Origin of the sequence: Bosea vaviloviae, assembly GCF_001741865.1 — a bacterium.
Lineage (GTDB): Bacteria > Pseudomonadota > Alphaproteobacteria > Rhizobiales > Beijerinckiaceae > Allobosea > Allobosea vaviloviae.
Genome location: NZ_CP017147.1, coordinates 1,178,379 through 1,192,380, shown reverse-complemented (window position 1 = coordinate 1,192,380; position 14,002 = coordinate 1,178,379). Strand labels below are relative to the sequence as shown.

Here is a 14,002-nt window from a genome sequence, read left to right as displayed (position 1 = left end):
GCCATTGCGGAAGGCGTGCTCGATCGCGTTCAGGCGGCCTTCCGTCTCGATTTCGATCGCCTCGTCGAAGCAGGCGAGCGAGAACGAGATATCCGTCAGCATCAGCCTGCAGAAGACGCGCAGGGCGTCGTCGATCGAGCCCCAGCGCCGCTTCCAGCGCGAGACGATGACGGCGAGGAAGTTGGAGAAATCCTCGAGGAAGAACTGCGGGTAGTCGGCGAGGTGGATCTTGCTGCCATTGGCGCGGGCGACGATCCGCTTCTTCGCTGCGACATAATCGGCGTCGAGCCGCAAACGGAACAGATGGCGGTATTTCAACGCCTCGTCGGCGAAGGTATCCTGATGCCGCCAGAGTTCGTCGCTGCCGAAGGTCTTCCTGTAGAGCGAGCGTATCGAAGCGTCGAAATGCGGCTCCAGAATCGCCAGAAGGCGAGCGGCGAGAGCGGCCTCGGCAGCCGTGAAAGCGGGTAGCGACGGTTGCATCGCCCTCACTCTCGTCAAAAATGATTAACCGTCCTTGCTGGAGCCCGCGCTTCCGCACGGCGGTCTCAGCTCAACGGGACAACGCGCCCGGCATTGACCAGGAAACGTTCCGAGCCCTCCGGCAGACCCGCGAACAATGCCGGGTCAGCCCCAGTCATCCAGACCTGGCAGCCGAGCGCGAGCAAGGCGTCGTAGAGCGCGGCCCGCCGGCGCGGGTCGAGATGGGCGGCGATCTCGTCCAGCAGCACGAGCGGAGTGATGCCGCTCATCGCCGCGACGAGCCTGGCATGAGCGAGCACGAGGCCGATCAGAAGCGCCTTCTGCTCGCCGGTCGAGCCCAGCTCGGCGGGAATGTCCTTGGGCCCGTGGCGGACTTCGAGATCCGACGCCTGCGGCCCGATCAGCGTTCGCCCGGCGGCGCGATCGCGGGCGCGATTCTGCCGCAGCAAGGCGCGGTACTCGTCCTCGGCGTCGAGCGCCGGCCGCTGCGCCACCAGAGTGTCGAGTTCGCCGGCCAGCGCCAGCGCCGCATCGGGGAAGGGCGAGGTGTCGTCGCGGGTCTCCTCGATGATCGCGCTCAAGCGCGCCACCGTCTCGGCGCGGGCGGCCGCGACCGCGACGCCGAGCTCGGCGACCTCGCGCTCGACGGCATCGAGCCATTGCGTCTGATGCGGCGTCTCCTCGAGGATGCGGTTGCGCGAGCGCAAGGCGCGCTCCAGCGCGTTCGAGCGGGCCGCATGCGTCGGGTCGACCGCCAGCACCAGCCGGTCGAGGAAGCGGCGGCGGTCGCCGGCGGCGCCCCTGAACAGCCCGTCGACATCCGGCGTCAGCCAGACCAGGCGCAGATGCTCGCTGAAAGCCAGCGCCGAGCCGACCGGCACACCGTCTATGCGCGCGAGGCGGCTGCGCTTGCCCTCGCCGTCGCGCTCGCTCAGCCCTATACCGAGGCGCGGCCCGTCATCGGCGAGTGCGATCGAGACGGCAAAGGAGCTCGGCCCGCCCTGGCGCGCCATGTCGGCAAGGTCGACGCGGCGCAAGCCGCGCCCGGGCGCGAACAGCGAAAGTGCTTCCAGCAGATTGGTCTTGCCTGCTCCGTTCTCGCCGACAAGCGCAACGATTTGGCCCTCGATCGTCAGATCGAGGGCCTCATAGGAACGGAAATCCTGGAGGATCAGGCGCGCAACGGCGGCCACGGCACCGAACGCTGCCTAAACCCGCATCGGCATGAGCACATAGAGCGCAGACGCGCCTTCGCGATCCTGGATCACGGTCGGCGAGCCGGGGTCGGCCAGCTTGAGCAGGGCCGTGTCGCCATCGAGCTGGGCGGCGATATCCATCAGATAGCGGGCGTTGAAGCCGATATCGAGCGGGCTCGAATCATAGTCGACCTCGATCTCCTCGGTCGCCGAGCCGGAATCGGGATTGGTGACCGAGAGCGTCATGCGGCCATCGGCCATGGAGAGCTTCACGGCCCGGCCGCGCTCGGAGGAGATCGTCGAGACGCGATCGACCGAGGCCGCGAAATCGCCCTTGTCGACGGTCAATCGCTTGTCGTTGCCGCTGGGGATGACGCGCTGATAATCCGGGAAGGTGCCGTCGATCAGCTTCGAGGTCAGCACCACAGCCTGGGTCGCGACGCGGATCTTGGTCGCGGACAATTCGATCGCCACTTCGGTCTCGCCGTCCTCCAGCAGCTTCTGGATTTCGGAGACGGCCTTGCGCGGGATGATGACGCCCGGCATGCCGGCAGCGCCGGCAGGCGCTGCGGTGTCGACGCGGGCGAGGCGGTGGCCGTCAGTGGCGACCGCGCGCAGCAGGCTGCGGCCCTCGACATCGAGCGTGTGGAGATAGATGCCGTTCAGATAATAGCGCGTCTCCTCGGTCGAGATCGCGAACTGCGTCTTGTCGATCAGGCGCTTGAACTCGCCGGCCGGGAGCACGAAGCGATGCGCCATCTCGCCGGCCGTGATGTCCGGGAAGTCGCTTTCCGGCAAGGTCTGGAGCTGGAAGCGCGAGCGGCCCGAGCGCAAGGTCAGCCCGGTCTCGCCGGTCGTCTCGAGCGAGACCTGCGCGCCGTCGGGCAGCTTGCGGACGATATCGTACAGCGTATGGGCCGGGACGGTCGTCGCGCCGGGCTCGGCGACATCGGCGGCGATCGTTTCCACGACCTCGATATCGAGGTCGGTCGCCTTGAGCCTCAGGCCGGCCTCTGCTCCGCTGAGCAGCAGGTTCGACAGGATCGGGATCGTGTTGCGGCGCTCCACCACGCGATGCACGTGGCCCAGCGACTTCAGCAGCGTGGAACGTTCGACCGTGACCTTCATATCTCTTAGTCTTCTGGCGTGATTGCGCCCGGGCCAAGGAGGCGCGGGCGGCGGAATGGCCCGCGACATTGCCGGAGGCGCGCCACCGGCGCAAGGGCAGGCGCGCCGGCAATCACAATCAATGCGGGCGGAGGGGCTTCAATGCCCGCCGCTCACTCCTGCAGCATGCGCTTCAGCAGATCGACCTCGTCATGGAGCATGCGATCCTCGGTGATCTGCTTCTCGATCTTGCGTACCGCATGCAGCACCGTGGTGTGGTCGCGCCCGCCGAAACGGCGGCCGATCTCGGGCAGGGAGCGCGGGGTCAGCGCCTTGGAAAGATACATCGCGATCTGGCGCGGCTTCACCACCGCCGCCGTCCGCCGCTCCGAAAGGATATCGGCCCGGCTGACATTGTAGCGCGTCGCGACCAGCTTCTGGATGTCCTCGATCTTGACGCGGCGCGGCTCGCGGGTCCGCACCAGATCGCGGATCGCGGCCTCCGCCGTTTCCAGGGTGACCGCCTGGCCAGACAGCGTGGCATGGGCGAGCAAGCGGTTGGCGGCGCCGTCGAGATCGCGGCCATTGGTGGCGACGACGCAAGCGACATAGGCGACGACATCGGGATTGACGTGGAAATTCGGATGGGCGGCGTGCAGCGCCGCCAACCGGCCGCCGAGAATCTTGCCGCGCAGCGTCTCGTCGAGATCGCCGACCTCGACCACGAGTCCGCCGCCCAGGCGCGAGCGGATGCGCTCGTCCAGGGCCTCGAGGTCGTTGGCCAGCCTGTCACCGGCCACGACGATCTGCTTGCCGGCGTCGATCAGCGCATTGATCGTATGGCCGAACTCCTGCTGGATCGACTTGCCCTGGATGAACTGCACATCATCGACCACGAGCAGGTCGATGCCGCGCAGCTTCTCCTTGAAGGCGAGCGCGGTCTGCGACTTCAGCGCGGCGACGAAGCCGTACATGAAACGGTCGGCGGTGAAATAAGCGACGCGCTTGCCCTGGCGGCGCGCTTCCTGGGCGATCGCCTGCAGCAGATGCGTCTTGCCCAAGCCGACACCGGCATGAAGGTAGAGCGGGTTGTAGGGCGTCGACCCGGCAGGAGCCGCAGCGATACGCTCGGCAGCCGCGAAAGCGAGCTGGTTCGACTTGCCGACGATGAAGTTCTCGAAGGTCAGGCGCCGGTCGAGCAGCGTGCCGCAAGCGTCGACGATGTCGCGCTCGCACGGCATCGCGGCCTCACCATGGCGGATCTCAGCGGAAGCCGCCGCAGGCGCAGCCACCGCAGAGCGCGGACGCACGGCGACCGTCTCCCGCACCGGGGCCGGCGCACTGTCACGCGACACCTGGCGGACGGACAGGATGACACCATTCACGGCGCCGAGTTCGGCCTGGCAATTGACCTGAAGACGTTCGGCGTAATGCGCCTCGAGCCAGCTCTTCAGAAAACGGGTCGGCACGGTCAGATAGGCGACGCTGTCGACGAGCCCGCCGATCTCGACGCGGGCGAACCAGCTTGAGAACACGTCCTCGCCAAGCTCCGCACGCAAGCGGCGGCGAACGCGGTCCCAGGCCTCCCCGAGCGAACCCTGCAGGGGGGCTATCGTCTCCGTGATCGTGGCCGCAACCAACGGAAGTGGCGCCGCCACTGCCTCGATCGCTTCCACCGTCTCCTGCCGTTCAAACATGTGTGTTGCCCCGTTTCTTTTAAAAAAATTGGCGCGCTTGAGCGAGAACCGCCGCAATGCGGCAGCCTCGCCGGCGCTACTGTCCGGTCGATAGATCAGGCTTCCCACGAACGCTGCGCGCTCGCAGGGGGCCTGCCTTCGCTCTTGTCGATTACGCTTGGAAAGCCCGCTGCGAGACGAGGCCGCACTTCATCTCAACCTGACAAGACAAAGAGCAGCATCCTCCAACCCCCCTAGGTCGCGAGCCAAAACACTATTATTTCTTCGGAAATCCCCGGTGGCCATTGCTGTCCGCCCGGCGATGAAAATGACCTTACAGGGCGCTCTCGAAAGGGATCAACATCCCCTTCAGCCGGCTTCCGAGAGTCGAGGCCCGAAAGGGGTACCCTGACCTACCGGCATTCACCGTGCAATTGGTTGTGGAACTTAAGATTTTCTTTACGGATGCCCCGTGCCTCCGGGGGCGAATCTTTTTTTTCCAAATGTGCCATCCGCCCGAGGAGAGTCGGAGGGAATCCCGAGGGCCAAATCCTTTGCCCGCTAAACTCATGAAAAATAAGCGCTTTCGCTGCGCGGTCAAAAGCGCCGGAGAGGCCGATTTTGCGCCCTCAGAGCGCGCCTGGAGTCAACCCCGCAAAGCCGTGGAAAGATTGCAGAATCGTGCTGACAAGCGATCCGAATCAATCATTCGCGCAATGTAGCAGCCGGGTAACAGCAAGGTTTGCAGCCAACGAAAAAACCCGGCCTCACGGCCGGGTTTTTCAGTCGAAAATCCGCTCTGCGGAATGACGAAAATCAGGAAGCGAGAGCGCTAACCCGATGCGCCAGGCGCGAGACCTTCCGGGACGCCGTATTCTTGTGAACGATGCCCTTCTGAGCAGCCCGCATGATCTCCGGCTGGGCAGCCTTCAGAGCGTCGGCAGCGGCGCTCTTGTCGCCGGAGGCGATCGCCTCCTCGACCTTGCGCAGGAAGGTGCGCATACGCGAGCGGCGCGCCTTATTGACCTCGGTGCGACGCACGATCTTGCGCGTGGCCTTCTTGGCCGACGTCGTATTGGCCATCGAAACGTCCTCGTTCTCATCGCGTCCGTTCGCCTCAGGCAATATGCCTGGCGGGGTCGGACCGCGACCGTGATGGAAAATGCGTGGGCGGCGGCCGTTGCTTGCGCGGACCGTCGCGAGAGGCAGGCGTATAGTCGCTGCCGTGCCCGGCGTCAACGCCGGAATGGCGCGCGGCCGCAGGTTTTAAGAGCATTGCGCAAAAAATGGGTACCGCTTTTTCGCAAGAGCAATGCTCTCAGCTTTTAGAGTCGATCACGTTCTTTCGCATTCGGACGGAAACGTCCGAATGCGACGTGATCTAACCGGCCGGCGCGATGAAACGGGCAAAGCTCGCCAGATCGACATTGCCACCGCTCAAAATCACGCCGACGCGCTTGCCCGCGACCGGCACCGCACCGGTGAATGCGGCCGCGGCGGCCAGGCATCCGGTCGGCTCGACCACGAGCTTCATCCGCTCAGCGAAGAAGCGCATCGCGTCGATCAGCGCGGCGTCGCTGACGGTGACGATGTCCTCGACCAGGGCCTGGATGATCGGGAAGGTGAGATCGCCCAGGAAGGCGGTCTGCGCCCCATCGGCGATCGTCTTGGGCACCGCGATCTTGACGATCTTGCCGGAGCGGAAGGATTGCTGGCCGTCATTGCCGGCCTCGGGCTCGACGCCGAAGACGCGGCAGCCCGGATTCAGCGCCTTGGCGGCCAAGGCCGCCCCAGCCAGCAGGCCGCCGCCGCCGAGGCAGACCAGCAGGATGTCGAGGGGGCCGGCATCCTCGATCAGCTCCTTGGTCGCCGTGCCCTGCCCGGCGATGACATGAGGGTGGTCATAGGGCGGGATCACGGTCAGGCCGCGCTCGGCCGCGAGCCTGCCACCGATCGCGAGGCGGTCCTGGCTGTAGCGGTCATAGCGCACGATCTCGCCGCCATAGGCCTGCGTCGCCTCGACCTTCGCCACCGGAGCATCCTCCGGCATGATGATCGTCGTCGGCACGCCGAGCAGCTTGCCCGCAAGCGCAATCGCCTGGGCGTGATTGCCCGAGGAATAGGTCACGACGCCGGCGCGCTTCTGCTCCGGCGACAATGCGGCGATCGCATTATAGCCGCCGCGGAACTTGAAGGCGCCCATGCGCTGCAGGTTCTCGGCCTTGAAGACGAGGCTGGCGTCGGTGCGCCTGTTGGCGGTGGCCGAGGTCAGGACCGGGGTATGGTGGGCGACGCCCTTGATGCGCAACGCTGCCGCCTCGACATCGGCATAGGTCGGCAGGGAGGGCTTGCTGGCGGCTGCGTCGGTCATGGAAGTTGTGTCCTGCGGCGGGATCGTCTCAACGCTATCTGCCAGCACAGGCAGTCCCGCTTCAAGTCAGAGACGGTGACATCAGCCATGCGTGGCGTTGATCGACGCGCAAGCCGCGGGGACCCTGAGCCACCCGGCAAGAGCCGCTCGGGTCAAGCCCGAGCGTGACGAGATCGCCGGTTCACCTGAAGAAAATCAGCGTCTGCACCAGAAACAGCGGGATCAGGATCGCGCCCGACCAGAGCATGTAGCCGAAGAAGCTCGGCATCGCGACCTTCCGGTCCTTGGCGATGGCATAGACCATGAAGTTCGGCGCGTTGCCGATATAGCTGTTGGCGCCCATGAAGACCGCGCCGGCCGAGATCGCCGTCAGCGTCAGCGCGCCCGTCGTCATCAGCCTTTGCGGATCGCCGCCGGCGAGCTCGAAAAAGACGAGATAGGTCGGCGCATTGTCGAGGAAGGAGGACAGGCCGCCGGCGAGCCAGAAATAGGCGGCGTTGTTGGCGCTTCCGTCCGGGTTCGTCACCAACCCGACCAGCGGCGCGAAGGCCCCGTTGCGGCCCGCCTGCAGCATCGCCAGCACCGGGATGATGCAGATGAAGATGCCGGCGAAGAGCTTTGCGACCTCCTTGATCGGCCCCCAGCTGAATTCGTTGCCGGCGCGCACCGGACCCGGCGTCAGCTTCAGCGAAAACCCCGCCAGCGCGAGCAGAATGACGTCGCGCGCCAGGTTCTGCCATTCCACCGCGATGCCGTGCACGGTGAAGGCGACGCCCGGCTTCCAGCTCGCCGACATCAGGATGGCGAGGATGACGCCGCCGAGCAGGGCGATGTTGACCTTGCCATAGAGCTTGATGTCGCGGTCCGGCGTCGGGTCCTTGAGCGACCGCAGGCCGCCTTCCTTGCGGTAGAACCAGCTGTCGAGCCCATAGAACAGCGCGAGCAACACGATGACGGCAAAGCTGGTCTCCGGCAGCAGATGCGTGGTCGTCCAGAAGAAGCTCACCCCGCGCAGGAAGCCGAGGAACAATGGCGGGTCGCCGAGCGGCGTCAGCGAACCGCCGATATTCGAGACCAGGAAGATGAAGAACACGACGATATGGACATTGTGGCGCCGCGCGTCATTGGCGCGCAGGATCGGGCGGATCATGATGATCGAGGCGCCCGTGGTGCCGACGAAGCTCGCCATCAGCGTGCCGATCGCCAGAAGAACCGTGTTGGTCGCGGGCGTGCCGCGCAGATTGCCCATGATCAGGATGCCGCCGGCGATCGTGAACAGGGCGAAGAGCAGGATGATGAAGGGGATATAATCGAGCAGCCCCATATGCAGGAGCGCCCCCAGCGCGGGGTCGAAACCGCGCGACAGGACCAGCGGCGCCAGCACCAGCACCGACCAGAACGCTGCGAACTTGCCGTAGTTCAGCTCCCAGAAATGCGGGAACAGCACGGGGCCGAGCGCGATCGAGAGCAGCATGCCGGCGAAGGGCAGCGCCCAGGCCGCTCCCATCGTCGCGCCGCCGATATCGCCTGCGGCCAGCGCCGCGCTGGAGATCAGGCATAGCGCGAGCACCGCGCCGGTTCGTCTCAGAAAGCTCGCCAAAGCCATTCCCCGCCCGCTTTTCGCGTGGTTGTCATCATCATCAATGCCTAGCTGGTTAGACGAGGACCGAAAGCCTCGCAACCAAGGGCCAAATCAGTATAGGCCCGGTTGACGCAACGAGAGACGACGAGGGAATTTCGAGGATGCGAGCGCTTCTGCCAGTCCTGCTGGCCCTTATCTTCGTCCCGGCCCTGGCCAGCCCGGTCTTCGCCCAGGTCTCGGTCGCCGAGATCAGGGCCCAGATCTTCCTCGAACGCTCCGGCAAGCTCTCGGATAATCTCATCGGCGCCAACAAGGCGCTGCACAACACGGTCATTGGCGAGGGCGATGCCGGCGAGCCGGCAGACGCGGTTCTGGTCACACTGGTGTTCACCGGCGCGAAGAACACCAAATCCTCCGACAAGATCGCCCGCGACCTTGCCTCCATCACGGTCAAGCAGCGGGCCAAGACCGGCGAGAAGACCCTGCTGCGGCGCGTTTATGGCGGTTTCCTGTTCGGCGAGAGCGGGCGCATCCACAAGGCCTTCCTGCTCGACAACGCGACCTGCGCGCCGCTCGATATCGAGGTCAAGGTCGGCCGCAGCGCCAAGAGCGCGAAGCTCGATTTCAGCTGCGGCGAGTAGCCTGCCTGGAACCTGTCCGTCATGGTCGGGCTTGTCCCGACCATCCACGTCTTCGTCTCTCGAGCGCGGTGTTCGAGACGTGGATGCTCGCCACAAGGGCGAGCATGACGGCAAGCTTGGGACGATCATCCCATTGTTATGCCGGCATTCATCCCTGTAGAATAATCTCCTCCTAGCGGCACCCCGGCCGCGGCCGATTCGGGACCGAACATGTGCCGTTTCCTCGCCTATTCAGGCGCGCCAGTCTTTCTTGAGGATCTCGTTGCGGCGCCCTGCCATTCGCTGATCCACCAATCGCTCCATGCCGAGGAAACCAAGACCGGTACGAATGGCGACGGTTTTGGCGTCGGCTGGTATGGCGACAGGCCCGAGCCCGGGCTCTACCGCGAGGTCAGGCCCGCCTGGGCGGACGAAAACCTGCTCTCGATCGCGCGCCAGGTCCGCTCGCGCCTGTTCTTCGCCCATGTCCGCGCCGCGACCGGCACTGCGACGACGCGGGCCAATTGCCACCCCTTCGCCCATGGCCACCACCTCTTCATGCATAACGGCCAGATCGGCGGCTACGGCCTGATCCGTCGCAAGCTCGAGAGCCTGATTCCCGACGCGCTCTATGGCGACCGCGTCGGCACGACCGATTCCGAGGCGATCTTCCTGCTCACCCTGGCCGGCATGGCTGACGGAATGGCGCCTGGCGCGGCGCTGGCCTGGGCGCTGGGCGAAGCGCTCGCCTTGATGCAGCAGGCCGGCATTCGCGAGCCCTTGCGCTGCGCCGCGGCGCTTGCCGATGGCGACAGCGTCCATGCCGTGCGCTGGTCCTCCGACCCCAAGCCGCCGACGCTCTATCTCTGCGACCGCGGCGACAGCGTCATCATCGCCTCCGAGCCGGTCGATGCCGCGCGCGATTGCTGGCAGGCGCTGCCGGCCAACACGCTGGTCACGGTGCGCACCGGTGCGGTCGCGCTGTCGCCCTTCGTGGTCGGGCTGAAGCAGGCCGCCTGACGCGGAGATACCCGCGAAAGCGGACTGTTTCTGTTCGAAACTATGCCGGAATCCTCACGATCCCATAGGGATTGAACTTGAATTCGTCCTCGTCATAGGTCGAGACGAATGACCGGCTCGCCTTGCGCTCGCGCAGCGTCGCCTCCAGCCCGCGCCTTGCGATCTCGTCGGCGACCTCGTCCATGAGCGCGACAATCACCCGTTCGCTGCCCAGCGACTTCGGCGCATAGACCTCCGGCAGCCCGACGAGGTGAAAGCCGACGCTTTCGAGATAGCCCTTGGCCTCGAGCGGGCGTTTTGCAAAGGCCAGGCGGCAGATCCGGCCGAGCGCCAGGCTGTCACCGACTTCACGTGCCGCTTGCGCCTGGGTCGCCAGCTCCTGCCAGCGCGCCAGCCCATGCGCGATCCCGGCGCTTTCGCCTTTGACGGCCACCGCCCCAGTCCCGATGAGCTGCTGCACCAGCAGCAAGGCGGTAGCGGAGGTCTCGACGGCCGTCTCGGCCGTCATTTGCGGCCCCATCACATAAAGCACCGCGCCATGCTCGGCGACGGCGCGCTCGTCCGAGACCGTCCAGGCATTGGGCTGCACGCGGTCCCAGCACACCGCAAATGACCGCTCCATCCGGTCATCCGCCTCATCCTGGGAATAATCCATGTCGACGCTGAAGCCCTTGGCGATGGTGCCGATGGCGTTGCGGGCGGCTTCCGACAGCCGCGCCAGATCATGCGCGCGGCCGAGAAAGCACAGGACATGGCGCGGCATGACGGAGATCGCAGGGGCGGGCTTCGGCTCGGATGGCGCAGGTTTCGGCTCGTCGGCGCGGGACGAGCCGCCCAACGCCAATGCGCCGATGAACCACAGGAAGCCGCGACGAATGAGGTTCACATACATTGGGTCTCTCGTAGACGGAGCCGTGTTTCAGCGCTGCTGATAGCGCGATCCTGCCGAATCCTGTCGGCGCTGGGCAATCCTATCCTGTTGCGAGCATCCTGGGTGAGCATCAGGCCTCCCCGGAAACCCGGATGCCGCATTCCGCTCCAAGGCTTGTGCTCCAAGGCTTGTGCTTCGAGGCTTGTGCTTCGAGGCTTGCGCTTCGCCTCTCGCCGCGCCACAGGCGAGACGTCATGCGCGCCTTCGACACGAAGCTCCCCATCGATACCGTCCTGGACGAGCTCGCAGCCTCGCTGCGGGAACGACCCAACGCCGTCCTCGTCGCGCCCCCCGGCGCGGGCAAGACCACGCGCGTGCCGCTCGCGTTGCTCGACCAGCCCTGGGCGAAGGGCGGCAAGCTGATCCTGCTGGAGCCGCGCCGTCTGGCGGCACGCGGCGCCGCCAACCGCATGGCGCAGACGCTGGGCGAGCGCGTTGGCGAGACGGTCGGCCTGCGCGTCCGGCTCGGCTCCAAGATCGGCCCGAAAACCCGCATCGAGGTCGTCACCGAAGGCGTTTTCGCTCGGATGATCCTCGATGATCCCGCGCTCGATGGGGTCGCCGCCGTGCTCTTCGACGAGTTCCACGAGCGCTCGCTCGATGCCGATTTCGGCCTGGCGCTGGCGCTCGATGCGCAAGCCGGCCTGCGCGAGGATCTGCGCATCCTGGTGATGTCGGCGACGCTCGACGGCGCGCGCGTGGCGCGCTTGCTCGGCGAAGCGCCGGTGATCGAGAGCCAGGGGCGGGCCTTTCCCGTCGAGACCCGCTATCGCGGCCGCGATCCGCTGAAGCGCATCGAGGATCAGGTCACGGAGGCCGTGCTTCTGGCGCTGAACGAGCAGGCGGGCTCGCTGCTCGTCTTCCTGCCCGGCCAGGGCGAGATCCGCCGTGTCGAGGAGCGCCTGCGCGAACGCATCCGCGAGGCTTCCGTCGAGATCGCGCCGCTCTATGGCGCGCTCGACCAGGCCGAGCAGGATCGCGCCGTGCTGCCTGCGCCCAAGGGCCGCCGCAAGGTCGTGCTGGCGACCGCCATCGCCGAGACCTCGCTGACGATCGAGGGCGTGCGCGTGGTGATCGATTCAGGGCTTGCCCGCGTGCCGGTCTACGAGCCCGATATCGGCGTGACCCGATTGGAGACGCGCCGCGTCAGCCGCGCGGCGGCAGACCAGCGTCGCGGCCGTGCCGGGCGCACCGAGCCCGGCATCTGCTATCGCCTCTGGGAGGAGGCCGGCACCGGCGCGCTGGAGGCCTTCGCACGGCCCGAAATCCTCTCCGCCGACCTTGCCCCCCTGCTGCTCGATTGCGCCGCCTGGGGGGTGACCGACCCGACCAGCCTCGCCTTCCTCGATACGCCACCCGCACCGGCCCTGAAGGAGGCGCGCGCCCTGCTGACGGCGCTGCACGCGCTCGACGGCGATGGCCGCATCACGCCGGAGGGCAAAGCGCTCCAGGCGCTGCCCCTGCCGCCCCGGCTGGCGCGCATGGTCGTGGCCGCCGCGGGCTTCGGCCAGGCAAGCTCGGCCGCCGAACTGGCCGCGCTGCTGGTCGAGCGCGGCCTGGGCGGCGACGCGATCGATCTGGCCGAGCGCCTGGAGCGGCTCGGTCGCGAGCGCGGCGGCCGCGCCGCCGATATGCGCCGGCTGGCTGAAGGCTGGGCGCGCAGCGCCGAGAAGGCGCGTCCCAAGCTGCGGGAGCTGGCGCTGTCGCCGGGCCTCCTGCTGGCGCTGGCCTATCCCGACCGCATCGCCAGGGCGCGCAGCGCGGGCTCCGGCCAGTATCTGCTCGCCAATGGCCGCGGCGCGGCGCTGGAGCCCTCCCAGCGGCTGGCGCGCGAGCCCTGGCTCGTGGTGGCGGAGGTCACCGGGGCCGCCCAGCAGGCGCGCATCATGGCGGCTGTGGCGATCACGGAGGCGGACATCCTCTGGCTCGCGGGCGAGGGGCTCGCGCCTTTCACGATCGAGGAGCGCAGCGAGGTCACGTTCGAGCGCGCCGCGCGCGCGCTGCGTGTCCGCGCCATCAGGCGCTATGGCGCGCTGCTGCTGGCGGAACGGCCATTGCCGGTCGAGGCTTCCCTGGACAACGCCATGGCGCTGGCCGGGGGCATCGCCGCGCTCGGCATCGGACTCCTGCCCTGGACGAAGGCGCAAATGCAATTGCGCGAGCGCGTCGCTTTCCTGCGCAGGGCGATGCTGGCCTCGGGCAGCGACAATCCCTGGCCCGACCTGACGGATGAGGGTCTTGGTCCCGATGCCTCAACATGGCTCACGCCGCATCTTCTGGGGCGCGCCTCACTTGCGGCGATCCAGGCCTCCGATCTCGAGGCGGCGCTGGCCGAGCTTTTGCCCTGGGACCTGAAACGCCGGCTCGATGCCGAGGCGCCGACGCATTTTACCGCGCCGACGGGCTCCAACCTTGCGGTCGACTATGCCGCCGAGGCCGGCCCGACGATCTCGGTGCGGGTGCAGGAACTCTTCGGGCTTGGCCTCCACCCGGCGCTGGCCGGCGGGCGCGTGCCATTGGTGCTGGAATTGCTCTCGCCGGGGCACAAGCCGATCCAGATCACCCGCGATCTGCCGGGCTTCTGGCGCGGCTCATGGTCCGCGGTGAAGTCCGAGATGAAGGGCCGCTACCCGCGCCATCCCTGGCCGGACGACCCGGCCGCCGCCCCGCCGACGACAAGGGCGAAGCCGCGCGGGACCTGAGGCGCTGCCCTCATGCTCGCCCTTGTGGCACTGCTGTCCGGTTGGGGTTTTGGCCCCTAAGCGGATCGTGGACGGCTCTGCCCTCGCGGGCGAGATGAAGCGAAGTGTCGGATGAAGAGCGCGGGGAACCCTTCTCCCGGATGGGAGAAGGGTTCCCCGCGCCTGTCTCATTCGTCACCGCCAGCTGGAAAGCCTGCGATGAACGGAGCTTTTCGATCGGGCGCTCGCGGCGAACCGGACAGTCGTGCCGTTGTGGCGAGCATCCATGTCTTGCACACAGGCTCGGCCAGCGAAGACGTGGATGGTCGGGACAA

The 14,002-nt window shown here is 66.8% G+C and carries 10 protein-coding genes; 3 read left to right on the top strand and 7 right to left on the bottom strand.

Features of this window, described 5'->3' with window-relative positions; genetic code table 11:
* Positions 1–548: 548 nt before the first annotated feature.
* From recF to BHK69_RS05590, 6 genes are all read right to left on the bottom strand, one after another.
* Positions 549–1,676: a DNA replication/repair protein RecF gene (gene recF / locus BHK69_RS05615; protein ID WP_069689242.1), complete on the bottom strand. Its 1,128-nt coding sequence runs from the start codon at positions 1,674–1,676 to the stop codon at positions 549–551.
* 15 nt (positions 1,677–1,691) lie between these two features.
* Positions 1,692–2,807, bottom strand: a complete 1,116-nt coding sequence (dnaN, locus tag BHK69_RS05610; RefSeq protein ID WP_069689241.1) for a DNA polymerase III subunit beta — start codon at positions 2,805–2,807, stop codon at positions 1,692–1,694.
* A 152-nt stretch (positions 2,808–2,959) separates the two neighbouring features.
* Positions 2,960–4,483, bottom strand: coding sequence for a chromosomal replication initiator protein DnaA (dnaA, locus tag BHK69_RS05605; RefSeq protein WP_083269138.1), 1,524 nt, complete (start codon positions 4,481–4,483; stop codon positions 2,960–2,962).
* Positions 4,484–5,278: 795 nt separating this feature from the next.
* Positions 5,279–5,545, bottom strand: a complete 267-nt coding sequence (gene rpsT, locus BHK69_RS05600) for a 30S ribosomal protein S20 (protein WP_069689240.1) — start codon at positions 5,543–5,545, stop codon at positions 5,279–5,281.
* A gap of 298 nt (positions 5,546–5,843) precedes the next feature.
* Positions 5,844–6,833: a threo-3-hydroxy-L-aspartate ammonia-lyase gene (locus tag BHK69_RS05595; RefSeq protein WP_069689239.1), complete on the bottom strand. Its 990-nt coding sequence runs from the start codon at positions 6,831–6,833 to the stop codon at positions 5,844–5,846.
* A 181-nt stretch (positions 6,834–7,014) separates the two neighbouring features.
* Positions 7,015–8,439, bottom strand: a complete 1,425-nt coding sequence (locus tag BHK69_RS05590) for a sodium:proton antiporter (protein WP_083269137.1) — start codon at positions 8,437–8,439, stop codon at positions 7,015–7,017.
* A 137-nt stretch (positions 8,440–8,576) separates the two neighbouring features.
* Between BHK69_RS05590 and BHK69_RS05585 the strand changes: the two genes are divergently transcribed.
* Both BHK69_RS05585 and BHK69_RS05580 read left to right on the top strand, forming a co-directional pair.
* Positions 8,577–9,056, top strand: coding sequence for a hypothetical protein (locus tag BHK69_RS05585; RefSeq protein WP_069689238.1), 480 nt, complete (start codon positions 8,577–8,579; stop codon positions 9,054–9,056).
* A 210-nt stretch (positions 9,057–9,266) separates the two neighbouring features.
* Positions 9,267–10,055 (top strand): class II glutamine amidotransferase, encoded by a 789-nt coding sequence (locus BHK69_RS05580; RefSeq protein WP_069689237.1) that lies wholly within the window; start codon positions 9,267–9,269, stop codon positions 10,053–10,055.
* A 40-nt stretch (positions 10,056–10,095) separates the two neighbouring features.
* Here the strand turns inward: BHK69_RS05580 and BHK69_RS05575 are convergent, their stop codons facing one another.
* The gene (locus tag BHK69_RS05575) at positions 10,096–10,941 is read right to left on the bottom strand and encodes a hypothetical protein (RefSeq protein WP_069693401.1); all 846 of its coding nucleotides are present in this window, start codon (positions 10,939–10,941) and stop codon (positions 10,096–10,098) included.
* Positions 10,942–11,180: 239 nt separating this feature from the next.
* Between BHK69_RS05575 and hrpB the strand changes: the two genes are divergently transcribed.
* On the top strand, positions 11,181–13,688 hold the full coding sequence (gene hrpB / locus BHK69_RS05570) for an ATP-dependent helicase HrpB (protein WP_069689236.1): 2,508 nt from the start codon (positions 11,181–11,183) through the stop codon (positions 13,686–13,688).
* Positions 13,689–14,002: the final 314 nt, after the last annotated feature.

What these genes read in the sequence shown, in the direction of transcription:
- BHK69_RS05590 (WP_083269137.1), bottom strand. Translation starts at nt 8,439, where the DNA reads ATGGCTTTGGCGAGCTTTCTGAGACGAACCGGCGCGGTGCTCGCGCTA.
- dnaA (WP_083269138.1), bottom strand. Translation starts at nt 4,483, where the DNA reads ATGTTTGAACGGCAGGAGACGGTGGAAGCGATCGAGGCAGTGGCGGCG.
- dnaN (WP_069689241.1), bottom strand. Translation starts at nt 2,807, where the DNA reads ATGAAGGTCACGGTCGAACGTTCCACGCTGCTGAAGTCGCTGGGCCAC.
- BHK69_RS05580 (WP_069689237.1), top strand. Translation starts at nt 9,267, where the DNA reads ATGTGCCGTTTCCTCGCCTATTCAGGCGCGCCAGTCTTTCTTGAGGAT.
- rpsT (WP_069689240.1), bottom strand. Translation starts at nt 5,545, where the DNA reads ATGGCCAATACGACGTCGGCCAAGAAGGCCACGCGCAAGATCGTGCGT.
- BHK69_RS05585 (WP_069689238.1), top strand. Translation starts at nt 8,577, where the DNA reads ATGCGAGCGCTTCTGCCAGTCCTGCTGGCCCTTATCTTCGTCCCGGCC.
- BHK69_RS05595 (WP_069689239.1), bottom strand. Translation starts at nt 6,833, where the DNA reads ATGACCGACGCAGCCGCCAGCAAGCCCTCCCTGCCGACCTATGCCGAT.
- hrpB (WP_069689236.1), top strand. Translation starts at nt 11,181, where the DNA reads ATGCGCGCCTTCGACACGAAGCTCCCCATCGATACCGTCCTGGACGAG.